The organism is Pontibacter liquoris, assembly GCF_022758235.1.
GTDB classification, from domain to species: domain Bacteria; phylum Bacteroidota; class Bacteroidia; order Cytophagales; family Hymenobacteraceae; genus Pontibacter; species Pontibacter liquoris.
This window is the reverse complement of sequence record NZ_JALEBG010000002.1, coordinates 810,149-830,314: the sequence shown is the minus strand read 5'-3', so window position 1 is coordinate 830,314 and position 20,166 is coordinate 810,149. Positions and strand designations below refer to the sequence as shown.

Here is a 20,166-nt window from a genome sequence, read left to right as displayed (position 1 = left end):
AATTTCTACACGCCTGATACAAGTCCTCTTTTAAAGCGGCCCTGTTATCAAAAGGTATTTCCAGAGCAACTGCTCCTTTTACTTTAGTATGATCTGCCCTTCAGCGGCGATTGACAAGTTATCGGGTTGCACCGGAACAGGGTTTTCCTTGCTCCGGTGGGATAATACTGTGCCTTAGAGGCAACAGCGGAAATTGACGGATTTACAACGCTTCTTATTCATTTTTTAACCTTTAAATATGTGATCTATGCAACACTATTTACCTAAAGAACTGAGATACTTCCTGGTATTTCCTCTTTTCTTTGCCTCTGTTGTAATGGCGCTTGCCCAGGGAAACATCTCGGTGCAGGGAAAAGTGACTGATGAAAGCGGCATGGCTCTGCCAGGCGTAACAGTGCTGCTGAAAGGAACGCCAACGGCTGCCCCGACAGGAGCCGACGGCGCATATATTATCAACGTGCCGGATGGCAGCGGCACTCTCATCTTCTCATTTATAGGCTACCAGTCGCAGGAAGTGCCTATTAACAACCGCTCCACCATTAACGTGCAACTGAACACCGATGCCAAAGCGCTGGATGAAGTAGTGGTGGTAGGGTATGGCACGCAGAAAAAAGCGACCCTGACCGGATCGGTAACAGCGGTAAAAGGCGACGAAATAACGCAAACACCTGCCCTGAACGTGACCAACAGCCTGGCGGGTCGCTTGCCGGGCTTAACGGCCGTAGGCTCCAGCGGTGAGCCAGGCTATGATGGGGCCAGGCTCCGCATCCGGGGCATCAACTCGTTTGGCAGCTCAGACCCCCTGATCGTGGTAGACGGCGTTCCGGGCCGTTCGTTGGAAAGGCTGGACCCCAATACCATCGAAAGCGTATCAGTGCTGAAAGATGCCTCTGCGGCTATTTATGGCGCGCAGGCTGCAAACGGCGTGATACTGGTTACCACCAAACGCGGCAAAGTGGGCAAGCCTACTATCACTGCTTCGTTTAACCAGGGCTATGGCCGCCCTACCCGGCTCCCCGATATGGCCAACGCAGCGGAATACGCCACCATACTAAATGAAATCGACCTGTATGCGGGCAACCCAGCCCGCTTCACCCCCGAAGATATCCAGCAGTTTCGGGATGGTTCCGATCCCTGGGGCCACCCGGATACGGAATGGTTTAAGGAAGTGATCAAGCCGTGGTCTGGTCAGAACCAAGGCAACGTCTCTATTTCCGGTGGCAGCGAGAACATGCGCTACTATGTAGCCCTTACCTCCAGAACACAGGACGGGTATTACTTCAACAGTGGCACCAAGTATAACCAGTATGATTTCCGCTCTAACCTGGATGGCAACATCTCCAAGAACATCAGCCTGGCGGTAGATTTGTCAGGCCGCATGGAAGACCGCAACTTTCCCACCCGCGGAGCTGGTGGCATCTTCCGGATGGTGATGCGGGGCAAACCCAACCTGCCTGCCTACTGGCCCGACGGCACGCCCGGTCCCGATATTGAGTATGGCGATAACCCGGTGGTGGTAAGCACCAAGGCAACCGGCTACGACAGAACCAAAAACTATGTAGTTAACTCCAACTTCAAGCTGAATGTGATCATCCCGTGGGTGCAGGGCCTCTCGGTTACCAGCAATGCCGCTATAGACAAGGGCTTCCGTTTCCGCAAGCTCTGGCAAACGCCCTGGTACTTATACTCCTGGGATGGCACCCGCGACGCCAGCGGCCAGCCGGTGCTGATCAAGGGCAAAAAAGGCTTCGACAGCCCCGCCCTGACAGAAGAGATGGAGGACAACCAGCGCATCCTGCTCAACGGGCTCTTAAACTATGACCGCACGTTTGGAGACGCGCATTCCGTAAACTTTTTGGCCGGTGTGGAAAGAATAACCGGCGGCCTGGACAAGTTCAGCGCTCACCGCCGCAATTTCACCTCCTCTGTCCTCGATCAGATGTTTGCCGGCGCTACCGATCAGTACTTAACAAATAACGGTACTGGTGCTCCAAATGCCCGCCTCAATTATTTCGGCAGGGTAAACTATGGCTATAAGGAAAAGTACCTGGCAGAGTTTGTATGGCGCTACCAGGGCTCTTACATCTTCGAAAAAGGCAATAAATTCGGCTTCTTCCCGGGCGTATCCTTAGGCTATGTGGTGTCAGAGGAAAACTTCTGGAAAGACAATTTAAGTGCCGTGAATTTCTTCAAGTTAAGAGGCTCGTGGGGCCAGACGGGTTGGGATCAAGTGTACTTTGAAGGGGCTTTAGTAGAATATGCTTACCTGGCTACGCTTGATCTGGCAGATCCCGGATCATCATTTGTTACGGATGGAGGAACAAAGTTTAATCCAGCCTTATTTGAGACCCGAGTGCCCAACGAAAACACCACCTGGGAGTCAGCCATACAGCGCAACGTTGGCTTTGATGCCGAGCTGCTCAACAACCACCTTTCGGTTACCTTCGATTACTTCGATAACCTGCGCTCTAATATTCTGTGGCGCAGAAATGCTTCTATTCCGGCTTCTACCGGTATGACGCTGCCTCCGGAAAACATTGGTAAATCCGGCAACAGAGGATTCGATTTCAGCGTGATCTATGACAACGCGATAGGCAATGACTTCACTTATGAAGTAGGCTTTAACGGCGGCTATGCCAAGAACAGGATCATCTTCTGGGACGAAACCCCGGGCCGCCCTGACTACCAGCTTACCACCGGGCGCCCAATCCCGACAGACCCTTACAACCCGGATAACGACTTGTACTACCAGGCTATCGGCATTTTTGCAGACCAGGCCGCCGTGGACGCCTACCCGCACATGTCCGGCGCACGCCCCGGCGACATTATCTTTGAAGATGTGAACAACGATGGGTTGATCGATGCCAACGATAAGGTTCGGAACGACAAGAGCAACACGCCGACCCTAACCGGCGGTATCACGGCTCGCCTGGGCTACAAAGGCTTCGACTTTTCCATGCTCATCCAGGGAGCAGCCGGTGCCGTGAACTACATCAGCACAGAGTCCGGCGAGATCGGAAACTTCCTGCAGAGCTTCTATGATAACCGCTGGACAGAGCAGAACCCGAACGCCTCGGGCCCGCGCGCCTTTAACCGCAGCAACGAATACTGGGTGAGCCAGCGCAATACCTACTGGCTGCACAAAACAGATTACATCCGCCTGAAGAATGTGGAGCTCGGCTACAGCCTGCCGGAGTTTACTCAGAAGTGGGGCATCCAGAAGCTGCGCGTGTATGTGAACGCCTACAACTTCCTGACCTACAGCCCGGATTACAAAGACTTTGATCCGGAACTAGGCTCCGGCTCCGGCCAAGGGTATCCGCTGCAGAAAATTGTGAATGGTGGTCTATCAGTTACCTTTTAAGTAAGAATCATGAAAAAGAGAATATATCCCATCCTTATCGCTTTGGCACTGGCAGGCACTACTTCCTGCGATCCGGACATCCTGGAGCAAACGCCCTTAGAAAGCTACTCTGATGCCGCGGTCTGGCAGGACCCTGCCCTGGTAGAGACCTTTGTAAACAACATTTACCTGGGCATACCAAGCCCATTCCATACCATTATGCTGGCCAACCTGGTAGACGAGGCGCAGTTTAACGCTGGCTGGGAAACCGAGAACGTAACCAAGAGCCAGATCACACCCAGCTACCTGGCCGTTTTCGGACCCGGCTTCTGGGTGTCGCATGAGCGGTATATGACCTGGAACAGCACCTATAAAAATATCCGGGCCTGTAACCTGTTCATGGAGAAAATAGAGGACGTTCCTTTTGAGGTGCAGTCGCAGAAAGACCAGTTGATCGGCGAGGTAACCTTCCTGAGAGCGTACTTCTATCATCGCCTGGCTGCCCTGTACGGCGGTGTGCCCCTGATCACCAAAACCTACACCCTCAACGACGACTTTACGGCTCCGCGCAATTCGTATGAAGAAATTATTTCCTTCGTCGCGTCAGAGTGCGATAAAGCGGCGGCCTTGTTGTCTCCTTCCGGCGATAAAGCGCGTGCAACCCAGGGAGCGGCCCTGGCACTGAAATCGCGGGTACTGTTATATGCCGCCAGCGACCTGCATAACACCAATGCGTCGTGGGCAGCTGGCTATAGCAACCCGGAACTGGTAGGCTATACCGGCGGCGACCGCAACGCCCGCTGGCAGGCCGCCAAGGATGCTGCCAAAGCGGTGATGGACCTGGGCATGTATAGCCTGTATGGCGCAGCCAGCCCCTCCACCCCGGAAGAAGCAACGGCCAATTATGCCAACATCTTCCTGAACAATGGCAACTCCGAAGACATCTTCCTGCAGTTTAACGACAACCTGCGCAACGGAAACTGGGATGCGCCGAACCCCGGCTTGTTTACAGGCCCGAATGGCTGGCATAACTGGGGCGAGAGCTCTCCGATAGGGCAGCTGGTGGACAGGTATGAAATGAGCGACGGTACTAAATTCAGCTGGGATAACCCGGCCCATAAAGCCAGCCCGTATGAGAACCGCGACCCCCGCTTTTACGCCAGCATCCTGTATGAAGGTGCCCAATGGCGCCCGCGTCCGGCAGATGTGCAGGCCGCAGACCCGCTGGGCATTGTGCAGGTGGGCTCTTATAAAAAGCCGGATGGCACGGTGGTGCCGGGCCTGGATACCCGCAAAGGACCGATCGAAGATTGGAACGGCTCCTATACCGGGTATTACCTGCGCAAGTTTATTGATCCCAAGGTAGACCATCAGTATAACAAGCAGACGCTGCCTTTCCGCAGATTCCGCTATGCCGAGATATTGCTGAACTATGCCGAAGCTTGCCTAGGCCTGGGCCAGGAGGAAGAAGCCCGCACCTACATCAACCAGGTAAGAGCCAGGGCCGGCATGCCACCTGTAACAGAAAGCGGCCAGGCCTTGCTGGAGCGTTACAGAAACGAACGTAGCGTAGAGCTAGCCTATGAAGAACAGCGTTTCTTTGATGTTCGCCGCTGGATGATCGGGGAGAAGGCTTATGAAAATGCCACCGGTGTAAGCGTTACCGGAAACATGGCTGCCAATGGTGCCATCTCCAACCGCACTTATTCTAAGATCAAGATACAGGACAGGGAATGGAATCCGCGGTTTTACTTCCTGCCAATCGAGCTGGATGAAATGAACAGAAACACGAAGCTGATCCAAAACCCGCTGTATTAAGCTCAACCTGAGAAAAGACAAGAGAGCCGCTCCTGCTACCGGCTCCCTTGTCTTTATCCTTTTATTTAGATGATATAATTGACCTAAAAGAGACAAGCGTTTGTACTGTCCTGGTCCTCTTTTCAGGTAGACTTACTTCTCTTAGAATGCTGTATTACAGGCAGGTAAAACATTTTATAGTATAGCGGACGCTTAAAAGAGCATGCTTTCCCTACAGGAGCAGAAAATAACGGGCCAGCAATGCAGCCTGTAGCAAAATAAGACATCGAATTACTGAACCATAACACTTACTTCCATGAAAAGGAATATACTTTCAGTGGCTGTCCTGCTGAGTGTGCTGGCCTTACCAGCTTGCAACAACTCGCAGCAAACAGCTACAAAAGAACAATCTGAAGCTGAGCGGGATGCCGCATACGACAAGCTGACCGAAGCGCAGAAAAGGCTGCCGGAGAACGCAGAACTGGGTCTGAAAGCGGCCGAAGGCCTGCAGGTAAAACTCTTTGCCTCTGAGCCCATGATGGGCAACCCTACCAACATGGACGTGGACGCCAAAGGCCGCGTGTGGGTGTGCGAGGCATACAATTACCGCCCGGAGATTAACCCTACCAATCCGAAACGGGCAGAAGGCGACCGCATCCTTATATTGGAAGACCTAAACAATGATGGCCGCGCCGATACCGCTAAGGTGTTTTACCAGGGCACCGACATCAATGCCGCCCTAGGTGTGGCCGTACTGGGCAACAAAGTGATCGTATCCAGCAGCCCGAACGTGTTTATGTTTACCGATACCAACGGCGATGATGTGGCCGATAAAAAGGAAGTGCTTTACTCGGGCTTAGGCGGCGTGCAGCACGACCACGCCATCCACTCGTTCACCTTTGGGCCGGACGGCAAGTTATACTTCAACTTCGGCAACGAAGGCAAGCAAATCATGGACCGCAACGGAAAGCCGGTGGTGGACAAGGATGGCAAAACGGTAAACAACAGCGGCAAGCCTTACCGCCAGGGTATGGTTTTCAGGGTGAACCCGGACGGCACCGAGTTTGAAGTGCTGGCGCACAACTTCCGCAACAACTACGAGGCCGCTGTGGACTCTTACGGCACGCTGTGGCAGTCCGACAACGACGACGATGGCAACCAGGGTGTGCGCATCAACTATGTGATGGAGTTCGGCAACTATGGGTATACGGATGAAATGACCGGCGCCGGCTGGCGGTCGCGTCGCACCAACATGGAAACCGAGATCCCTAAACAGCACTGGCACCTGAACGACCCCGGAAGTATACCCAACCTGCTGCAAACGGGCGCCGGTTCGCCTACTGGCATGGTGATCTACGAAGGCAACCTGCTCCCCGAAGTATACCGCAACCAGATGATCCATACCGATGCCGGCCCCAATGTGGTGAGAGCGTACCCGGTAACAAAGGACGGCGCCGGGTATAAAGCCCGCATCGTGCCGCTGGTAGAAGGCGTACGCGACCAGTGGTTCCGCCCCTCCGACCTGAGCGTAGCCCCGGACGGTTCTATTTTCGTGGCTGATTGGTATGATCCGGGTGTGGGTGGCCACCAAATGGCCGACATGAATCGCGGACGAATTTACCGGATCGCTCCGCCGGCAACACCTTACAAAACGCCCAAGCTGGACCTGACCTCGCCGGAAGGAGCCGTGAAAGCATTGCAGAGCCCAAACCTGGCTACGCGCTACCTGGCCTGGGACAAACTACACACCTGGGGCGCTAAAGCGGAACCAGCCCTTCAGCAACTCTGGAAATCGGATAACGAGCGCATGCGGGCAAGAGCCCTGTGGCTGCTGGCCAAGATCGACGGTAAAAGCGACACCTACATCCAACAGGCCCTGAAAGATAAGAAACCGGACATGCGTATTACCGGCCTGCGGATCGCCCGCCAGGAAGCTAAAGATATCATCCCGTATGTAAAGCAACTGGTAAACGACAAGAGCCCGCAGGTACGCCGCGAAGCAGCCATTGCCTTGCGCCATAACAAGTCGGCGGAGGCGCCGGCCATTTGGGTGCAGTTGGCGCAGCAGTATGATGGCAAAGACCGCTGGTACCTGGAAGCCTTAGGCATCGGCGCCGACGAGCAGTGGGACACGTTCTTTAAAGCTTATCAGCAGAAAGCCGGTAACGCGTTGGCAGACAAAGCCAGCCAGGATATTATCTGGCGTTCCAGAACCGGACTCGCGCTGCCATACCTTGCCAAAAACATCACCAACGGCGGCACCTCGTCCGCAGACCGGGCAAAGTATTTCAGGGCGTTCGATTTTATAGATGACCCGGCTAAAGAGCAAACACTGCTAACCCTGCTCGACGACCAGGGACCGCACAAAGCTGAAGTATCGAAGATTGCCCTGAACCACCTTACCCCCGAGAGCCTGCAAAAATCACCCAAAGCAAAAGCTGCCTTGGACCGTACCCTGGCTGAGCTGAAAGGAACGCAGGAGTTTGTGGACCTTGTGAGCCGCTATAAGCTCCGCAACCAGAACGAAGAACTGCTGCAGCTGGCACTAGCCCACCCCGACAGCAGCCTGGGCGTGGAGGCAACCCGGTTGCTGCTGAACGCAGGCGGAACGCCCCTGCTGAAAAAATCAATCAGCAGTAAGAAAGAAGGCGAAGCAACCGCGGTGCTCCGATCATTGAGCCGCGTAGGCAGCAACGAATCTTTGGACCTGATCCAGTCGGTTATGATGGATAAGTCAGGCGACATGGCCATTCGGAAAGTAGCCGTAAAGGCGCTGGGCACAGGCTGGAGCGGCGAAGAACGGCTGATGAACGTGGTGCGGGACGGCAAACTACCCGAAGAGCTGAAGCCAACGGCATCGGTAGCGCTGGCCGGTGCCATGCGCACGGGCATCCGCGACGAAGCCCTGCGGTATCTGAAGCCGGCCAATGCCACAGATGGCAAGCCATTGCCGCCGATCAGTGAACTGGCCATGCGCCCGGGCTCTGAGGTAAAAGGCAAGCAGGTATTCCTGCAAACCTGCAGCGTGTGCCACCAGGCCGGCAAAGAAGGTACTGCCTTTGGCCCGGCCCTGACCCAGATCGGCAGCAAGCTCACCAAAGACGCCCTGTATGTGTCCATCCTGCACCCGGATGCCGGCATCAGCTTTGGTTATGAAGGGTACCTGCTGAAGCTGAAAGATGGCAGCGAAGTAGCCGGCATTATCGCCAGCGAGACAGAAGACGCTATTGAGCTGGTTAGCCCGGGTGGCATAAAGAACCGCTACGAGAAAGCCAAAATAGCTTCTAAAACGCAGATGGAGCACTCTATTATGCCTGCCAACCTGCAGCAAGGTATGTCGGAGCAGCAGCTGGTAGATTTGGTGGAGTACCTGTATTCGCTTAAAAAGCCGGCCACTAAAGCGGTTGCCAGCAAATAAGCGGACATCTGAAAAAAACTTGTAGCTTACACTTTAAAAGGAAAATTAAAATGGAAAATCGCTATACGCGGCGCACCGCACTCCGGAACATGGCAGGAGGGGCCGCTGTGCTCGCCACGGCTATGTTGTTGCCCGAACAACTAAGAGCTGCTGAAATGAAGGAAGTAAAACTCAAAGGCCGGATCAACCACTCGGTTTGCAAGTGGTGCTACAACGATATTCCGCTCGAGGACCTCTGCAAAGCAGCCAAGGGAATGGGCCTTTCGTCCATAGAGCTGCTGGGGCCCGACGACTGGCCTACGCTGAAGAAGTATGACCTGACCTGCGCCATGGCCTGGGGAGCGGAAAAGAGCCTGACCGAAGGATTTAACGACCCCAAGTTCCACGACGAACTGGTGGCCCGCTATGAGGCGATGATCCCGAAGGTGGCCAAGGCCGGCCTCAACAACCTGATCTGCTTTTCGGGCAACCGCAACGGCATGAGCGATGAGCAGGGCATGGCCAACTGCGCCAAAGGCCTGAAGCGCCTGATGAAGACGGCCGAAAAGCACAAGGTAACGCTGTCGATGGAGCTGCTCAACAGCAAAGTGAACCACAAGGATTACATGTGCGATCATACCAAGTGGGGCGTGGAGCTGGCGAAAATGGTGGGATCGGACCGCTTTAAGCTGCTTTATGACATTTACCACATGCAGATCATGGAAGGCGACGTGATCCGGACAATCCAGGAAAACCACCCCTATATCTCGCATTACCATACCGGTGGCGTGCCCGGCCGAAACGAGATCGACAACACCCAGGAGCTATACTATCCGGCTATTATGCAGGCCATTGTGGACACAGGCTACAAAGGCTATGTGGCCCAGGAATTTATTCCGAAGTCCAAAACGCCGCTTGTATCGCTGCAGGAAAGCGTGATGATCTGTGATGTATAAACAGCACCAGCACTTAAATGAAGTATAATCAAAAGCTGCAGCAGTAACAGGTATACCTGGTATTGCTGCAGCTTTTTAGCCTGGGAACAAGATGCGTAGAAGCGAATTTTTGAAGAGCAGCCTTTTGGCCGGCGTAGCCTTGGCAAGCGGTGCTGCGGCGATTGCAGCCAACACACCTGCCGCTAAGAAAGCAGGGAAGCCATTCAACCTCAATTATGCCCCGCACGAGGGGATGTTTGCCAACCATGCCGGCAAGGATTTCCTGGACCAGATCCGGTTTATGCACGAACAGGGCTTCCGCTCTCTGGAGGATAATGGCATGCTGAACAGGCCTGCCGCAGAGCAGCAGCGCATAGGCGAGCTGCTCGGGAAACTGGGCATGCAGATGGGCGTGTTTGTGATCGATGGCGGCGATAACTGGAAAACATCGCTGGCTACGGGCAAGCAGGAGTTCAAAGACAAATTTCTGAGCACCTGCCGCAAAGCCGTGGACGTAGCCAAACGCTGCAATGCCAAATGGATGACGGTGGTGCCCGGCTTTTATGAGCGCAACCTGCCCATGGGCATCCAGACAGCTAATATTACAGATGCCTTGCGTCAGGCAGCTGCCATTTTTGAGCCGCATGGGTTGGTGATGGTGCTCGAGCCGCTGAGCGACACACCCGACCTTTTTCTCCGCAACTCAGACCAGACTTATAACCTGTGCAAGGCCGTCAACAGCCCCTCCTGCAAGATCCTTTACGACATTTACCACATGCAGCGCAACGAAGGCAACCTGATCGCCAACCTGGACCGCTGCTGGGATGAGATTGCCTACATCCAGATTGGCGACAATCCGGGCCGCAACGAACCCTCCACAGGCGAGATCAACTTCAGAAACGTGTTCAAACACGTCCACGAGAAAGGGTACAAAGGCATTATGGGTATGGAACACGGGAAAGCCAAAGAAGGCAAGGCCGGAGAGCTCGCGCTCATCAAAGCTTACCGCGAGGCAGACAGCTTCAGCCAGGCATAAAGGTATCGTAGCGCCGGGAAGAGCAGGAAACGAAGTATAGGATGCAATAACCTTATCAAAGTATAAGGCCTTGGATGAATTTGAATGGTTGTCCTTCGCAGTTCTTCTTTGATGAGGATGTTATACCTGAAGTGGTTTGACGTTTGCACCTTATACTTGCCCGGGAAAGCAACTGCTGCAGCGTTGAAAGCTGTTAATGATCTTTGCGTTTTTGCAATTGATGCAATACCTGCTTCAGCTGCTGCGGATCATTTCTATACTTCTCCAGGTTAAAGAGCTCTACTTTCCGGAACTCCACCGGGTGGCTTTCGCTTTGCAGCGCGATATAGCCTTCTGTTAAGGGCTGCCCATCCTTTTTGATGGCCGGGTCATAGTTGCTCACATTGCCTCCCCCAATCTGCGGCTTGGTATAGACCAGCACCGTATCGCCTTCCACAATATGCTTGATGATGGAATCCCCAAGCACGAGCGCTTCCACGCGTACCCAGCGGTCGCCGGCGTAGGTTTTAGAGCTGGAATCGATGCAATGGGGGGTAAAGAGGGTATCCTGCAGCATCACGTTGGTGCCGGGCGTACACAGGTTGGCCGTGCTTCGGGGGTCTTTGCCGTTGCCTCCCAGCAGCTGCGCCTCCAGCGAGATCGGGAAGTCCTGGGCAAGGCCCATCGTGGCGGCCGGCTGGCAGTGCAGCATCGCGCCGCTGTTCCGGTAGGCCCATTCGGGGCCGCCGGTGGCCTGCTCGCCCGTAAAGCGGTACTCCATCACCAGCAGGTAATCCGAAAACTTCTTTTTATAGAACAAGTGGCCGAACTGCTCATCAAAGTTTTTATACCCGTCGTAGCGGACCGCTAAATTCCCGTTTTCCACCCGAAACGTGTTCCCGAAGTTCTCGTTCAGCGCATGGTCCTTGATCTTTACCTCCCAATCATTCAGGTCCTTGCCGTTAAAAAGCTTCACCCAACCATCGTCGTCTTGTGCGTTTTGTTGCTGTTGGGTGGAGCAGGACAGGCACGCCAATGCCAGGCAGGTACTGAGGAACATTCTTAGCTTCATTTCTTCTCCGGTAAGGTTTGATTTATACGGGTCTGGTATTTATACTTTCAGGGCAGCGTGGTAATATAAGGTATAGGACGCCTTTTTCTGGAAAGCGCCCTATACCTTGTTTCTATCGTTTAAATTCTATCCAGTCCAGGTTAAATAAATGCTGGTTGGGCTCCTGCTCTTTTTTGATCACAAAGTACAGGTCATTTTTGCCGTCAGGGGCGGTAACCGGTGCCGATACCACGTTATAGGTATCCCAGTTGCCGGTAGCCTTGTAGTGCAGCGTGCTTATTACAGGTCCTTTGGCGGAGCCGGTGTGCACCTCCAGGGTAGCATCCTTGTCTTTGGACGAGTACCGGTACGCCAGCGTACGGATGCCCCGCAAGTCGATGTTCTTCAGCACAAAGTATGATCTATTGTGAATGGCGCCCAGCTGGTTTTCATGGCGCTCTATGTTCCGTAAAACATCGGCTTGTGCGGCCAGCACTCGTGCCGGCCGCAGTACCAGCGCATCGGTGCCGGTGAGCGGCACAATGGCACCGCCGTTATCGGTATACGAAGCCTGCAATACATAGCGACCCTGGCCGCCTTTGGCCATATGCTCCTTCAGGGCCACACTTCCCTGCTGCGGCAGGCGCTGGTTGGCAGGCTGCTCCGAGAGCGAGAGCACATACTTTACTATTTCGGTTGCCTCCTCGCGCGATAACTGCGGGTGGGCATTCATGGCATGTTCTCCCCAAACGCCGCCACCGCCGGTAATCACCTTGTTAGCCAGGCGGGCTACTTCGTTTGGCTGGCCTTTATACTTCTGGGATACCAGCATAAAGGCGGGCCCAACCGATTTCTTATCGATCTGGTGGCAGGCTTTGCAGTCACTGCTTTCCATCAGCGCTTTGCCCAGGTTTACGGGGGCAGCTTTCAAGTCCTGGTGCCCGGCCGAGGCCTGCTGATCTTTCACTTTCGGAATATAGGTCAGGGTTACCAGCATCCTGTCGGCGGCAATAGCCGGGTCTTCCTTGTCCTGAATCGCCACGTTGTAGCGCAGGTTGGCATTGTCGAAAAAGAAGGTGCTGTTATCGGGCGTACTGATCGCCACTTTCGGCAGCGTGTTGCCTACTTTTATTTCGAAGGTGTCGCGGTCTGTTTTGCCGGACGGGTCGGTTACTTTCAGGATGGCTTTATACACGCCGTTCTTTTGGAAAGTATAGCTTGGGTTGGCCTCCGTCGATCCTACTTTGTTTCCTTCAAAGCGCCACTCATACGTAAGCTTATCATCTTCGTCAAAGTCGAAGCTCTTGTTGCTGAAAGCCACTTTAAGCGGTGCCTGCCCGATAGAATCTTCCACACTGATCTGTGCCACCGGGGCACGGTTCTCAGCATTGAATTCGATGCGCACCAGGCGTGCATCGGGGTTATCCACGCCGTAAACGGAGCCATATTCCAGCATATACATGGCGCCATCCGGCCCGATCTCCATATCTACGGGGCGCTTAAAATCACCGGTTACCGGCATAAAGGGCTCCATGCGTTTATACTGCTGGTTTTCGTCCAGGCGCAGCGCATACACCCAGTTGCGCATCCAGTCGTAGGCAAACAGGGCCTTGTCGTAGTATGCCGGCAGCTTTACTTTCGAGTTCAGGGCTTCCTGGTAATGATACACCGGGCCACCCATGGCACAACGGCCACCTTCGCCTAGGTCGGGGAATTCTTCCGAGGCATTATACGGATACCAGACCATGGCATTTTGTACGGGTGGCAGCTGCTTCAGGCCCGTGTTGTTGGGCGAGGTATTGACAGGCGCCTTCGGGTTGGCCAGTTCGCCTACGGTTTTGCTGGCAAAATCATAGTCGTGGTAGGGTTTGCTGTTGCCTACAAAGTATGGCCAGCCATAGTTGCCGGCTTTTTTGGCCTGGTTAAACTCATCATACCCGCGCGGGCCCTGCTTGCCATCTTCACCGGCGTCAGGTCCGATCTCGCCCCAGTATACAATAGAGGTCTTCTGGTCAACAGAGATGCGGTACGGGTTGCGGCAGCCCATCACGTAAATCTCCGGGCGGGTTTGTGCCGTGCCTTTCGCAAATAAATTACCTTCCGGAATCGTATAAGTGCCGTCCGGCTCGGGGTGGATGCGCAGGATCTTGCCCCTTAGATCATTGGTGTTACCGGAAGAGCGCTGGGCATCGAAGGTTTTGCGGCCCGGCGTTTCATCAATTGGCGCATAACCGCTCGACTCGAACGGAACGGTGTTATCGCCGGTAGAAATGTAAAGGTTCTTGTCTTTGTCCCAGGCCAGCGAGCCGCCGGTGTGGGCGCTTACCTCCAAATCGATGGGCACTTTAAGCACCACTTTTTCTGATTTGAGGTCCAGTGCACCATCTTTGGAGATCGTGAACCGTGAAACATACTGCGACAGCTGTTCGATTGGTTGGCCGTCAGGCGTGTAATAGAGGTAGAGGTAGTTGTTGGTTTTAAAATCGGGGTCTACAGTGATACCCAGCAGGCCATTGCCATGCACCCGGTCAGGCTCGGGCAATACGGCAAACCGGTGCGCTACTTTGGTTTGTTTTGTAGCCGGATCGTACTGATACAGGTTGCCGCTTCGCTCGATAAAGAACACACGGCCATCAGGTGCCACAGCCAGCTCCATCGGTTCATTTAAATCGTTTGAGAGGATGACCTTGGTAAAGCGGTTCTCTTCGGGCACTTTTACCGCATAAGCTTTTGAGTAATCCAGCACGGCCGTGCTGTCGCCCATGGCATAGCGGATACCGCCCGCCAGATGCTTCAGGAACAGGGGTTCGCTAAAGCTTTCGTCCGTATGGCCGCCTCCGGTATAAAAGGCACGCCCGCCATCAAAGTCGTGGTACCAGGCTGTGGGATGATTTTCCCCGTTCTCGCCACCGTCGTAGGTGTCTTCGTCCAGCACGGCCACCACCTTCAGGTCCGGATAGATATTTTTATAGTTATACCATTCGTCGGTGCGCTCCCAGCGCTGGGGCAAACCGGCTGTTGCCGCAAAGGCCGTGTCGGTTACTTCCACCGTCGCTTTAAGCACATTGGGGTTTTGGGGGTGGCTCAGGAAATAAGCGCCGACCAGCTTGTTATACCACGGCCAGTCGTATTCGGTATCGGCCGCAGCATGGATGCCTACAAAGCCACCGCCCGCCTGCACGTAACGTTCGAGGGCTACCTGCTGGTCGCCGTTCAGCACGTTGCCGGTGGTACTCAGAAACACAACCGAACGGTATTTCTTCAGATTCTCATCGCGGAAAATGCTGGCATCGGTGGTGGTGTCCACGCGGTAGCCTTCCTGCTCTCCTATCTTCTGAATGGCCGCAATGCCTTTTGGAATGGAGGCGTGATGATACCCTTTGGTTTTGCTAAACACCAGGATCTTCGGTGTTTTGTCGTCCTGGCAGCTGCTGAAGAGCAAGGCAAAAAGGAAGAGAAAAAGAACAGATAAGCCGCTTTGTTTCATGCTTTTGTGCGAGATCATACGCTAATGGTTTCTGAATATATACTAAATATAGTATAAAAAATTATTTTCCAATAGCATGCGGGTTGTAATGAACGATTTAGCGGCCGGTTATACTTACTTCAGCGCCGGTTAAGGAATATGAGCCTATCCAAGGTAGGGCTGCACTTCTGAGTTTCGGGAGAAGCCTGGGACCGACTCCCCTGGTGCGAGCGTCCGCTTGTGCCTTAAACTTTCCGCATTTTATACTTTACCCAGCCCATTCAGATAGTATAAAAAGCCTGGAGAAGACAACAAAGAAAGTATAAGAGCCTGCTGTGCGGGCCAGGCAGCAGGCACAAGCGGACACTTGCGTCAGAGACAAACAAGTTATGGCTACTTCGCTACCGCCGCTGCTCAAACGAGGTATAGCCTGCCAGGTCCGGTTTTTCTTCTACCTCTACTTTCTTTACAGTGGCGTGTTCAGGGCCCACATGTGCCCAGGCTTCGAGCATTTCCAGGGCCAGCGGGTCTCCTTCGGCTTCCATGTACACGGTGCCGTTAGGCTCATTCTGCACAAAACCGGTCAGGCCCAGTTCCCGGGCTTTTTCCTGGGTGCTGGCTCTAAAGAACACGCCGTGTACGTTGCCATGCACCCGCAGGGCAATGCGTTTGTTGTTGGTTTTCATAAGCGATAAGGTATAAACTGATCTGTTTCTGAGGAAACGGACCCGGCTGCAATTGGTTAATCCCATTAATTTATACTTGTCCGGGATAGAACAATTCCGATGACAAGTTTCGTTATCTTAAAAGCAGCACTGGCTGAATTCTTAAAATTGATTTATCTTTAATGCCCCCTGGCGCTTCGCGTGCCGGATGGGTTATAAACTAAGACTATGTCCTTATTATTCAATGACTTTAAAAGTTGGGAAGCCTACTGCGCCGAAACAGGCGAGCCGCTCTACCAGCCCGTTTTAACATACGAAATAGAACAGAAAGGCCGCACCGAGGAGTTTATCTGGGAAAATATTGCCCGGGCTTACGAGGTGATGAAAGACGCCGTGCACACGGGCCTGACCGAAGACATGCGGTCCCGCTCGGGCATGGTGAACAACAGCGCCAAAAAAGTAGCCAAATCGCCGGTTACAGTGCTCGCTCCGGCGTTTCAGTTGCTGGTAGCGCGGGCGCTGGGCGCCAAGGAGGTAAACTCTTGCATGGGCCGCGTGGTGGCTGCGCCTACGGCGGGAGCTTCGGGCATTCTGCCGGGCACGCTCACCACGCTGCAGGAACTGCACGGCCTCGAAGACCGCAGCATTCACGAAGGTTTGCTGGTAGCAGCCGGTATTGCGCTGATTATTGAGCAGAATGCGTCGCTGGCCGGCGCTGTGGGCGGCTGCCAGGCCGAAACCGGCAGTGCCGCCGCCATGGCAGCCGGTGCCATCGTTTATTGCCTGGGCGGCAACACCGACCAAGTCTTCACGGCCGTAGCCATTACCATCCAGTGTATGCTGGGCCTGGTGTGCGATCCGGTAGCCGGCCTGGTGGAAGTGCCCTGCATCGTACGCAATGCCAGTGCGGCAGCCATTGCTTTCTCCTCAGCGCAAATGGCTATTGCCGGTGTAAACGCGGTCATTCCGGTGGACCAGTGCGTGGCGGCCCTTGGCGAGGTAGGCGAAAGCATGGAGCGCAAGTATAAAGAGACCGCCGAAGGCGGGCTGGCCAACACGCCTAAAGCCCGCGAAATAGAGAACTTCGTGCTGGTGCAGGACGTGGAGATCCTGCCGGATGAAGACGCAGAATAGCGGATGATCTTGTAACGTATAAAGGCAGAAGGCTGAAAAGCTTTCTGCCTTTTTGTTTGGTTTCAGTCCGGGTCCAACCACCCCTGCCCCTCAGAGCTACGAACGCTGGCTTCGAACTCGCGTTCTCACTAGTCTAAGGAGGGGAGTTTGTAGTTACAACTGGGGAAGTATAAGCGGTTAGGGTTCTATGCAGGTTAGAAAAGAGAAACTCACTTCCCTTCTGTCATCTCGACGCAAGGAGAGATCTGAATGGATATGTTATGTTTCAGATTTCTCCTATCGTCGAAATGACAGTTTGTTTAAAGTTATTGGTGGTAAGAGTACAAGTATACTTTAGTTATAGTATAGGCAGGCTGGTTTAGGTGATAACATCCCCCTACCCCCTTCAAAGGGGGACTAGGTTTAAGTTGCAAACCAAAGGCATTCAACCCTTGTACTTCCTATACTTTAACTAAAATATAAACAACAGCTATCGAACAGATCCCAGTCCTTGGGTTGAGCGCCTTGGTGTGTTGCGGTGCCTGAAAGGCAGCCCGCAGCGCCAGCGAGGAGCAGCTTCACGCCACAGCGCGAAACGCAAGGACGAGCCCTCGCGGGCTTGGAGCGCACCAATGCTTAAATGAAACAAGGCAAGTATAAGACTGAGGAATACAGCTAGCTACAAAGTATAGCCAAAGGTTAAAACAGCGCAACAAACTGCCACTCATAACTATAAACGGAAGTATCCTACCAAAACATCAGAAAAGCAGCTAACAAGTATTATAATAACCCGCCGCAGAGTATACTGCAGCCGCCACCCTGCCGGACGCAACAACACCAACGCCTTCCATTCCTTGCCTTCTAACAACTTCACACCACATAAGCAGTATATTTAGGAAATTAAAACCGGCAACATGAAACTCCTGTCCGCAGCCCAGACCCGCGAAGCCGATGCTTTTACTATCCGGGAGGAAGGCATTTCCTCTTTAGACCTGATGGAGCGTGCCGCCAAAGCATTTGCCTGCTGGTTTGAGAACAAGTTTCAGCCTACGCAAGAGGTGCTGTTGTGCTGCGGCCCTGGCAATAATGGTGGCGATGGCCTGGCCGTGGCTCGCCTGCTGCACCAGCGGGGCTATCCGGTGCAGGTATACCTGGTAGGCGATACGACCAGCGCTTCAGCTGACTTTAAAGCGAACCGGGCACGGCTGCCGGAGCAAATAAAGCAACAGCCGCTAACCGAAGAAAAACAGCTGCCCAATATTCCCCCGCATGCCTGTGTGATCGATGCACTGTTCGGCACCGGCCTGAACCGCCCTGTTACGGGCCTTTATGCTGCCCTGATCCGCCACCTGAACGAAAGCAACGCTACCATCACGGCTATCGACCTGCCCTCTGGCCTTTACACCGACAGCCAGACACCCCAGGAAGGCGCTGTTATCCAGGCAACCTATACTATTAGTTTCCAGTTGCCCAAGCTGGCGTTTCTGCTGCCCCAGCACGAGGCGTTTGTCGGGGAGTGGCATGTGGTGCCGATCGGGCTGAGCGAGAAGTTTATAGCGGAGGCGGATACCCGTTACTACCTGACGATGCAGGAAGATGTGCAGCAACTTCTGAAGCCGCGCAAGCGCTTCTCGCACAAGGGCACGTACGGCCATGCGCTGCTGCTGGCCGGTAGTTTCGGCAAGATGGGCGCCTGCGTGTTGGCTTCCCGCTCCTGCCTCCGGGCCGGCGTGGGCCTGCTCACCGTCCACACGCCGGCTGCCGGATATGATATTCTGCAAACAGCCGTGCCCGAAGCCATGACGCTGGTCGATCAAAACCGCAGGCACCTCTCCCATCTGCCCCAGGACCTGGACAAGTATAACGTGGTAGGCTCGGGACCAGGCCTTGGCACTGAGCGGGCAACCAAAACGGCCATCGGGCAACTGCTGGCTACCTCGGGGCAATACCTGGTGATCGATGCCGACGCCATCAACATTATCGGCAGCAGCGAGAAACTCAAGGCCCAACTCCCGCGCAACAAAGTGATCTTTACGCCGCATCCCAAAGAATTTGAGCGCCTGGTGGGCAAAAGCAACAATGATTATGATCGCCTGCAAGACATGCTGGAGTTTTGCCGGGAATATGCCTGCTACGTGGTGCTGAAAGGAAGCAATACGGCCATTGGCACGCCCGATGGGAATTTATACTTTAACTCTACTGGCAATGCGGGCATGGCTACCGGGGGAACGGGCGATGTGCTGACCGGCATCATCACCGCGCTGGTGGCCCAGCACTACACCCTGGAAGAGGCCTGCCGCCTGGGCGTGTATGTGCATGGTTTGGCCGGCGACCTGGCGCTAAAAACAGTAGGAGATGTTGGCATGATCGCCTCTGACGTGATAGACCACCTGCCCGCGGCTTTTCTGCAGTTGCAAGCCCTCAGCGCAGGGTAAGATAGATCAGGCCGGCGTGCAGCAGCATGGCCCCATCGGCCAGCAGGGCGTAGTATACGCGGGGCTTGTTTTCGGAGGAGAACACCACCACCACAGCCGCGCCCAGGGCACTGGCAATAAGCGCCAGCTGCACCGGCCCTGTTTCGGAGCTCACCGAAACAACCACGTACAGCAGCAGCAGCAAAAGCGAGAGCAGCTTGGTTCTTTTCACGCCCAGCACGCCCGGAATGGTAAGCGTATTGGTGCGTTGGTCGTAGGCAAAATCGCGGATATCGAAGAGCAGCGCCAGGGCCAGGATAAACAAGAAGCGACGCACAAACAGCAGCAGCGCCTGCGGTTCCCATACCTGCAGCCCGGCATCCAGCAGCGGGAAAAGCGCCGTAACCACGCCCCATACATACGCGATCAGAAAAACCTTGAGCAGGGGCACGCTCCTCAGCGGCCTTCGCTGGCGGGATTTATACAGAATGGGCACCGTGTAGCCGATCGAGATGACGGCCAGGTGCAGCATGATCCAACGATTGATGTTCAGGTCGAAAGCCAGGTATAGCCCGGCGGCCGCGCTTATACTTGCCAGCCCCAGCAACGCCATTTCCGGTTTGTGCCGCTGTGCCCAGGAGGGGTTTTGCCTATTGCGTGGCTGCAGCGGATGGCGCACCATACTTTGCACGCTGCTCAGGTTATAGGTAAACAGGGTGGCCAGAAACACAAATACCGCCATGGGCAGCGATACCGGGAGCTTGGCCAGCTTATACGTCTCCACCGTCAGGCTGAAGGCGCAACAGGAAATAAAGACATTGCTATACAGCAGTGCACCCAGCACCCGGCGCACCAGCGTGTAGAGGTGCGGTGCGGTGTGTGGCTTGTGCCCGCTGATGCCGATGCTTCTGTTCTGCCCCATCTTCTATGCAAGTACGCAACAAATCTGCCGCCATTCAACTGTTCTCTA

11 protein-coding genes are annotated in these 20,166 nt (G+C 54.4%); 7 read left to right on the top strand and 4 right to left on the bottom strand.

Annotated features, from left to right (window positions below; all coding sequences use genetic code 11):
* Positions 1 to 247 precede the first annotated feature (247 nt).
* The 5 genes from LWL52_RS16880 to LWL52_RS16860 all read left to right on the top strand — a co-directional run bounded on the left by LWL52_RS16880 (position 248) and on the right by LWL52_RS16860 (position 10,508).
* The gene (locus tag LWL52_RS16880) at positions 248 to 3,364 is read left to right on the top strand and encodes a SusC/RagA family TonB-linked outer membrane protein (RefSeq protein ID WP_242922109.1); all 3,117 of its coding nucleotides are present in this window, start codon (positions 248 to 250) and stop codon (positions 3,362 to 3,364) included.
* A 9-nt stretch (positions 3,365 to 3,373) separates the two neighbouring features.
* Positions 3,374 to 5,161, top strand: a complete 1,788-nt coding sequence (locus LWL52_RS16875; protein WP_242922107.1) for a RagB/SusD family nutrient uptake outer membrane protein — start codon at positions 3,374 to 3,376, stop codon at positions 5,159 to 5,161.
* Positions 5,162 to 5,456: 295 nt separating this feature from the next.
* A complete protein-coding gene (locus LWL52_RS16870) occupies positions 5,457 to 8,558 on the top strand; it encodes a PVC-type heme-binding CxxCH protein (protein WP_242922105.1) in 3,102 nt (1,033 codons plus the stop codon).
* Between the two features lie 50 nt (positions 8,559 to 8,608).
* On the top strand, positions 8,609 to 9,493 hold the full coding sequence (locus LWL52_RS16865) for a hydroxypyruvate isomerase family protein (RefSeq protein ID WP_242922103.1): 885 nt from the start codon (positions 8,609 to 8,611) through the stop codon (positions 9,491 to 9,493).
* A gap of 91 nt (positions 9,494 to 9,584) precedes the next feature.
* The gene (locus tag LWL52_RS16860) at positions 9,585 to 10,508 is read left to right on the top strand and encodes a hydroxypyruvate isomerase family protein (RefSeq protein ID WP_242922102.1); all 924 of its coding nucleotides are present in this window, start codon (positions 9,585 to 9,587) and stop codon (positions 10,506 to 10,508) included.
* Between the two features lie 193 nt (positions 10,509 to 10,701).
* Here the strand turns inward: LWL52_RS16860 and LWL52_RS16855 are convergent, their stop codons facing one another.
* The 3 genes from LWL52_RS16855 to LWL52_RS16845 form a co-directional block, all read right to left on the bottom strand.
* Positions 10,702 to 11,559, bottom strand: coding sequence for a 3-keto-disaccharide hydrolase (locus LWL52_RS16855; protein WP_242922100.1), 858 nt, complete (start codon positions 11,557 to 11,559; stop codon positions 10,702 to 10,704).
* A gap of 112 nt (positions 11,560 to 11,671) precedes the next feature.
* Positions 11,672 to 15,043 (bottom strand): ThuA domain-containing protein, encoded by a 3,372-nt coding sequence (locus tag LWL52_RS16850; protein ID WP_242922098.1) that lies wholly within the window; start codon positions 15,041 to 15,043, stop codon positions 11,672 to 11,674.
* Between the two features lie 362 nt (positions 15,044 to 15,405).
* Positions 15,406 to 15,690 carry an acylphosphatase gene (locus LWL52_RS16845; RefSeq protein ID WP_242922090.1) on the bottom strand — a complete coding sequence of 95 codons (285 nt, stop codon included), beginning with the start codon at positions 15,688 to 15,690 and terminating at the stop codon, positions 15,406 to 15,408.
* Between the two features lie 207 nt (positions 15,691 to 15,897).
* Here LWL52_RS16845 and sdaAA point away from each other — a divergent pair, with 207 nt between their 5' ends.
* The gene (sdaAA, locus tag LWL52_RS16840) at positions 15,898 to 16,803 is read left to right on the top strand and encodes an L-serine ammonia-lyase, iron-sulfur-dependent, subunit alpha (protein ID WP_242922088.1); all 906 of its coding nucleotides are present in this window, start codon (positions 15,898 to 15,900) and stop codon (positions 16,801 to 16,803) included.
* A gap of 893 nt (positions 16,804 to 17,696) precedes the next feature.
* Entirely contained in the window at positions 17,697 to 19,217 is a 1,521-nt protein-coding gene (locus tag LWL52_RS16835) for an NAD(P)H-hydrate dehydratase (protein ID WP_242922086.1), read from the top strand.
* On the opposite strand, the gene LWL52_RS16830 is transcribed toward LWL52_RS16835, so the two are convergent.
* The gene (locus LWL52_RS16830) at positions 19,204 to 20,118 is read right to left on the bottom strand and encodes a UbiA family prenyltransferase (protein WP_242922084.1); all 915 of its coding nucleotides are present in this window, start codon (positions 20,116 to 20,118) and stop codon (positions 19,204 to 19,206) included. The genes LWL52_RS16835 and LWL52_RS16830 overlap by 14 nt on opposite strands.
* Positions 20,119 to 20,166: the final 48 nt, after the last annotated feature.

Excerpts from the sequence above, each read along its gene's own strand:
- LWL52_RS16870 (WP_242922105.1), top strand. The coding sequence starts at position 5,457 with ATGAAAAGGAATATACTTTCAGTGGCTGTCCTGCTGAGTGTGCTGGCC.
- LWL52_RS16830 (WP_242922084.1), bottom strand. The coding sequence starts at position 20,118 with ATGGGGCAGAACAGAAGCATCGGCATCAGCGGGCACAAGCCACACACC.
- LWL52_RS16845 (WP_242922090.1), bottom strand. The coding sequence starts at position 15,690 with ATGAAAACCAACAACAAACGCATTGCCCTGCGGGTGCATGGCAACGTA.
- sdaAA (WP_242922088.1), top strand. The coding sequence starts at position 15,898 with ATGTCCTTATTATTCAATGACTTTAAAAGTTGGGAAGCCTACTGCGCC.
- LWL52_RS16860 (WP_242922102.1), top strand. The coding sequence starts at position 9,585 with ATGCGTAGAAGCGAATTTTTGAAGAGCAGCCTTTTGGCCGGCGTAGCC.
- LWL52_RS16835 (WP_242922086.1), top strand. The coding sequence starts at position 17,697 with ATGAAACTCCTGTCCGCAGCCCAGACCCGCGAAGCCGATGCTTTTACT.
- LWL52_RS16865 (WP_242922103.1), top strand. The coding sequence starts at position 8,609 with ATGGAAAATCGCTATACGCGGCGCACCGCACTCCGGAACATGGCAGGA.
- LWL52_RS16855 (WP_242922100.1), bottom strand. The coding sequence starts at position 11,559 with ATGAAGCTAAGAATGTTCCTCAGTACCTGCCTGGCATTGGCGTGCCTG.
- LWL52_RS16875 (WP_242922107.1), top strand. The coding sequence starts at position 3,374 with ATGAAAAAGAGAATATATCCCATCCTTATCGCTTTGGCACTGGCAGGC.
- LWL52_RS16850 (WP_242922098.1), bottom strand. The coding sequence starts at position 15,043 with ATGATCTCGCACAAAAGCATGAAACAAAGCGGCTTATCTGTTCTTTTT.
- LWL52_RS16880 (WP_242922109.1), top strand. The coding sequence starts at position 248 with ATGCAACACTATTTACCTAAAGAACTGAGATACTTCCTGGTATTTCCT.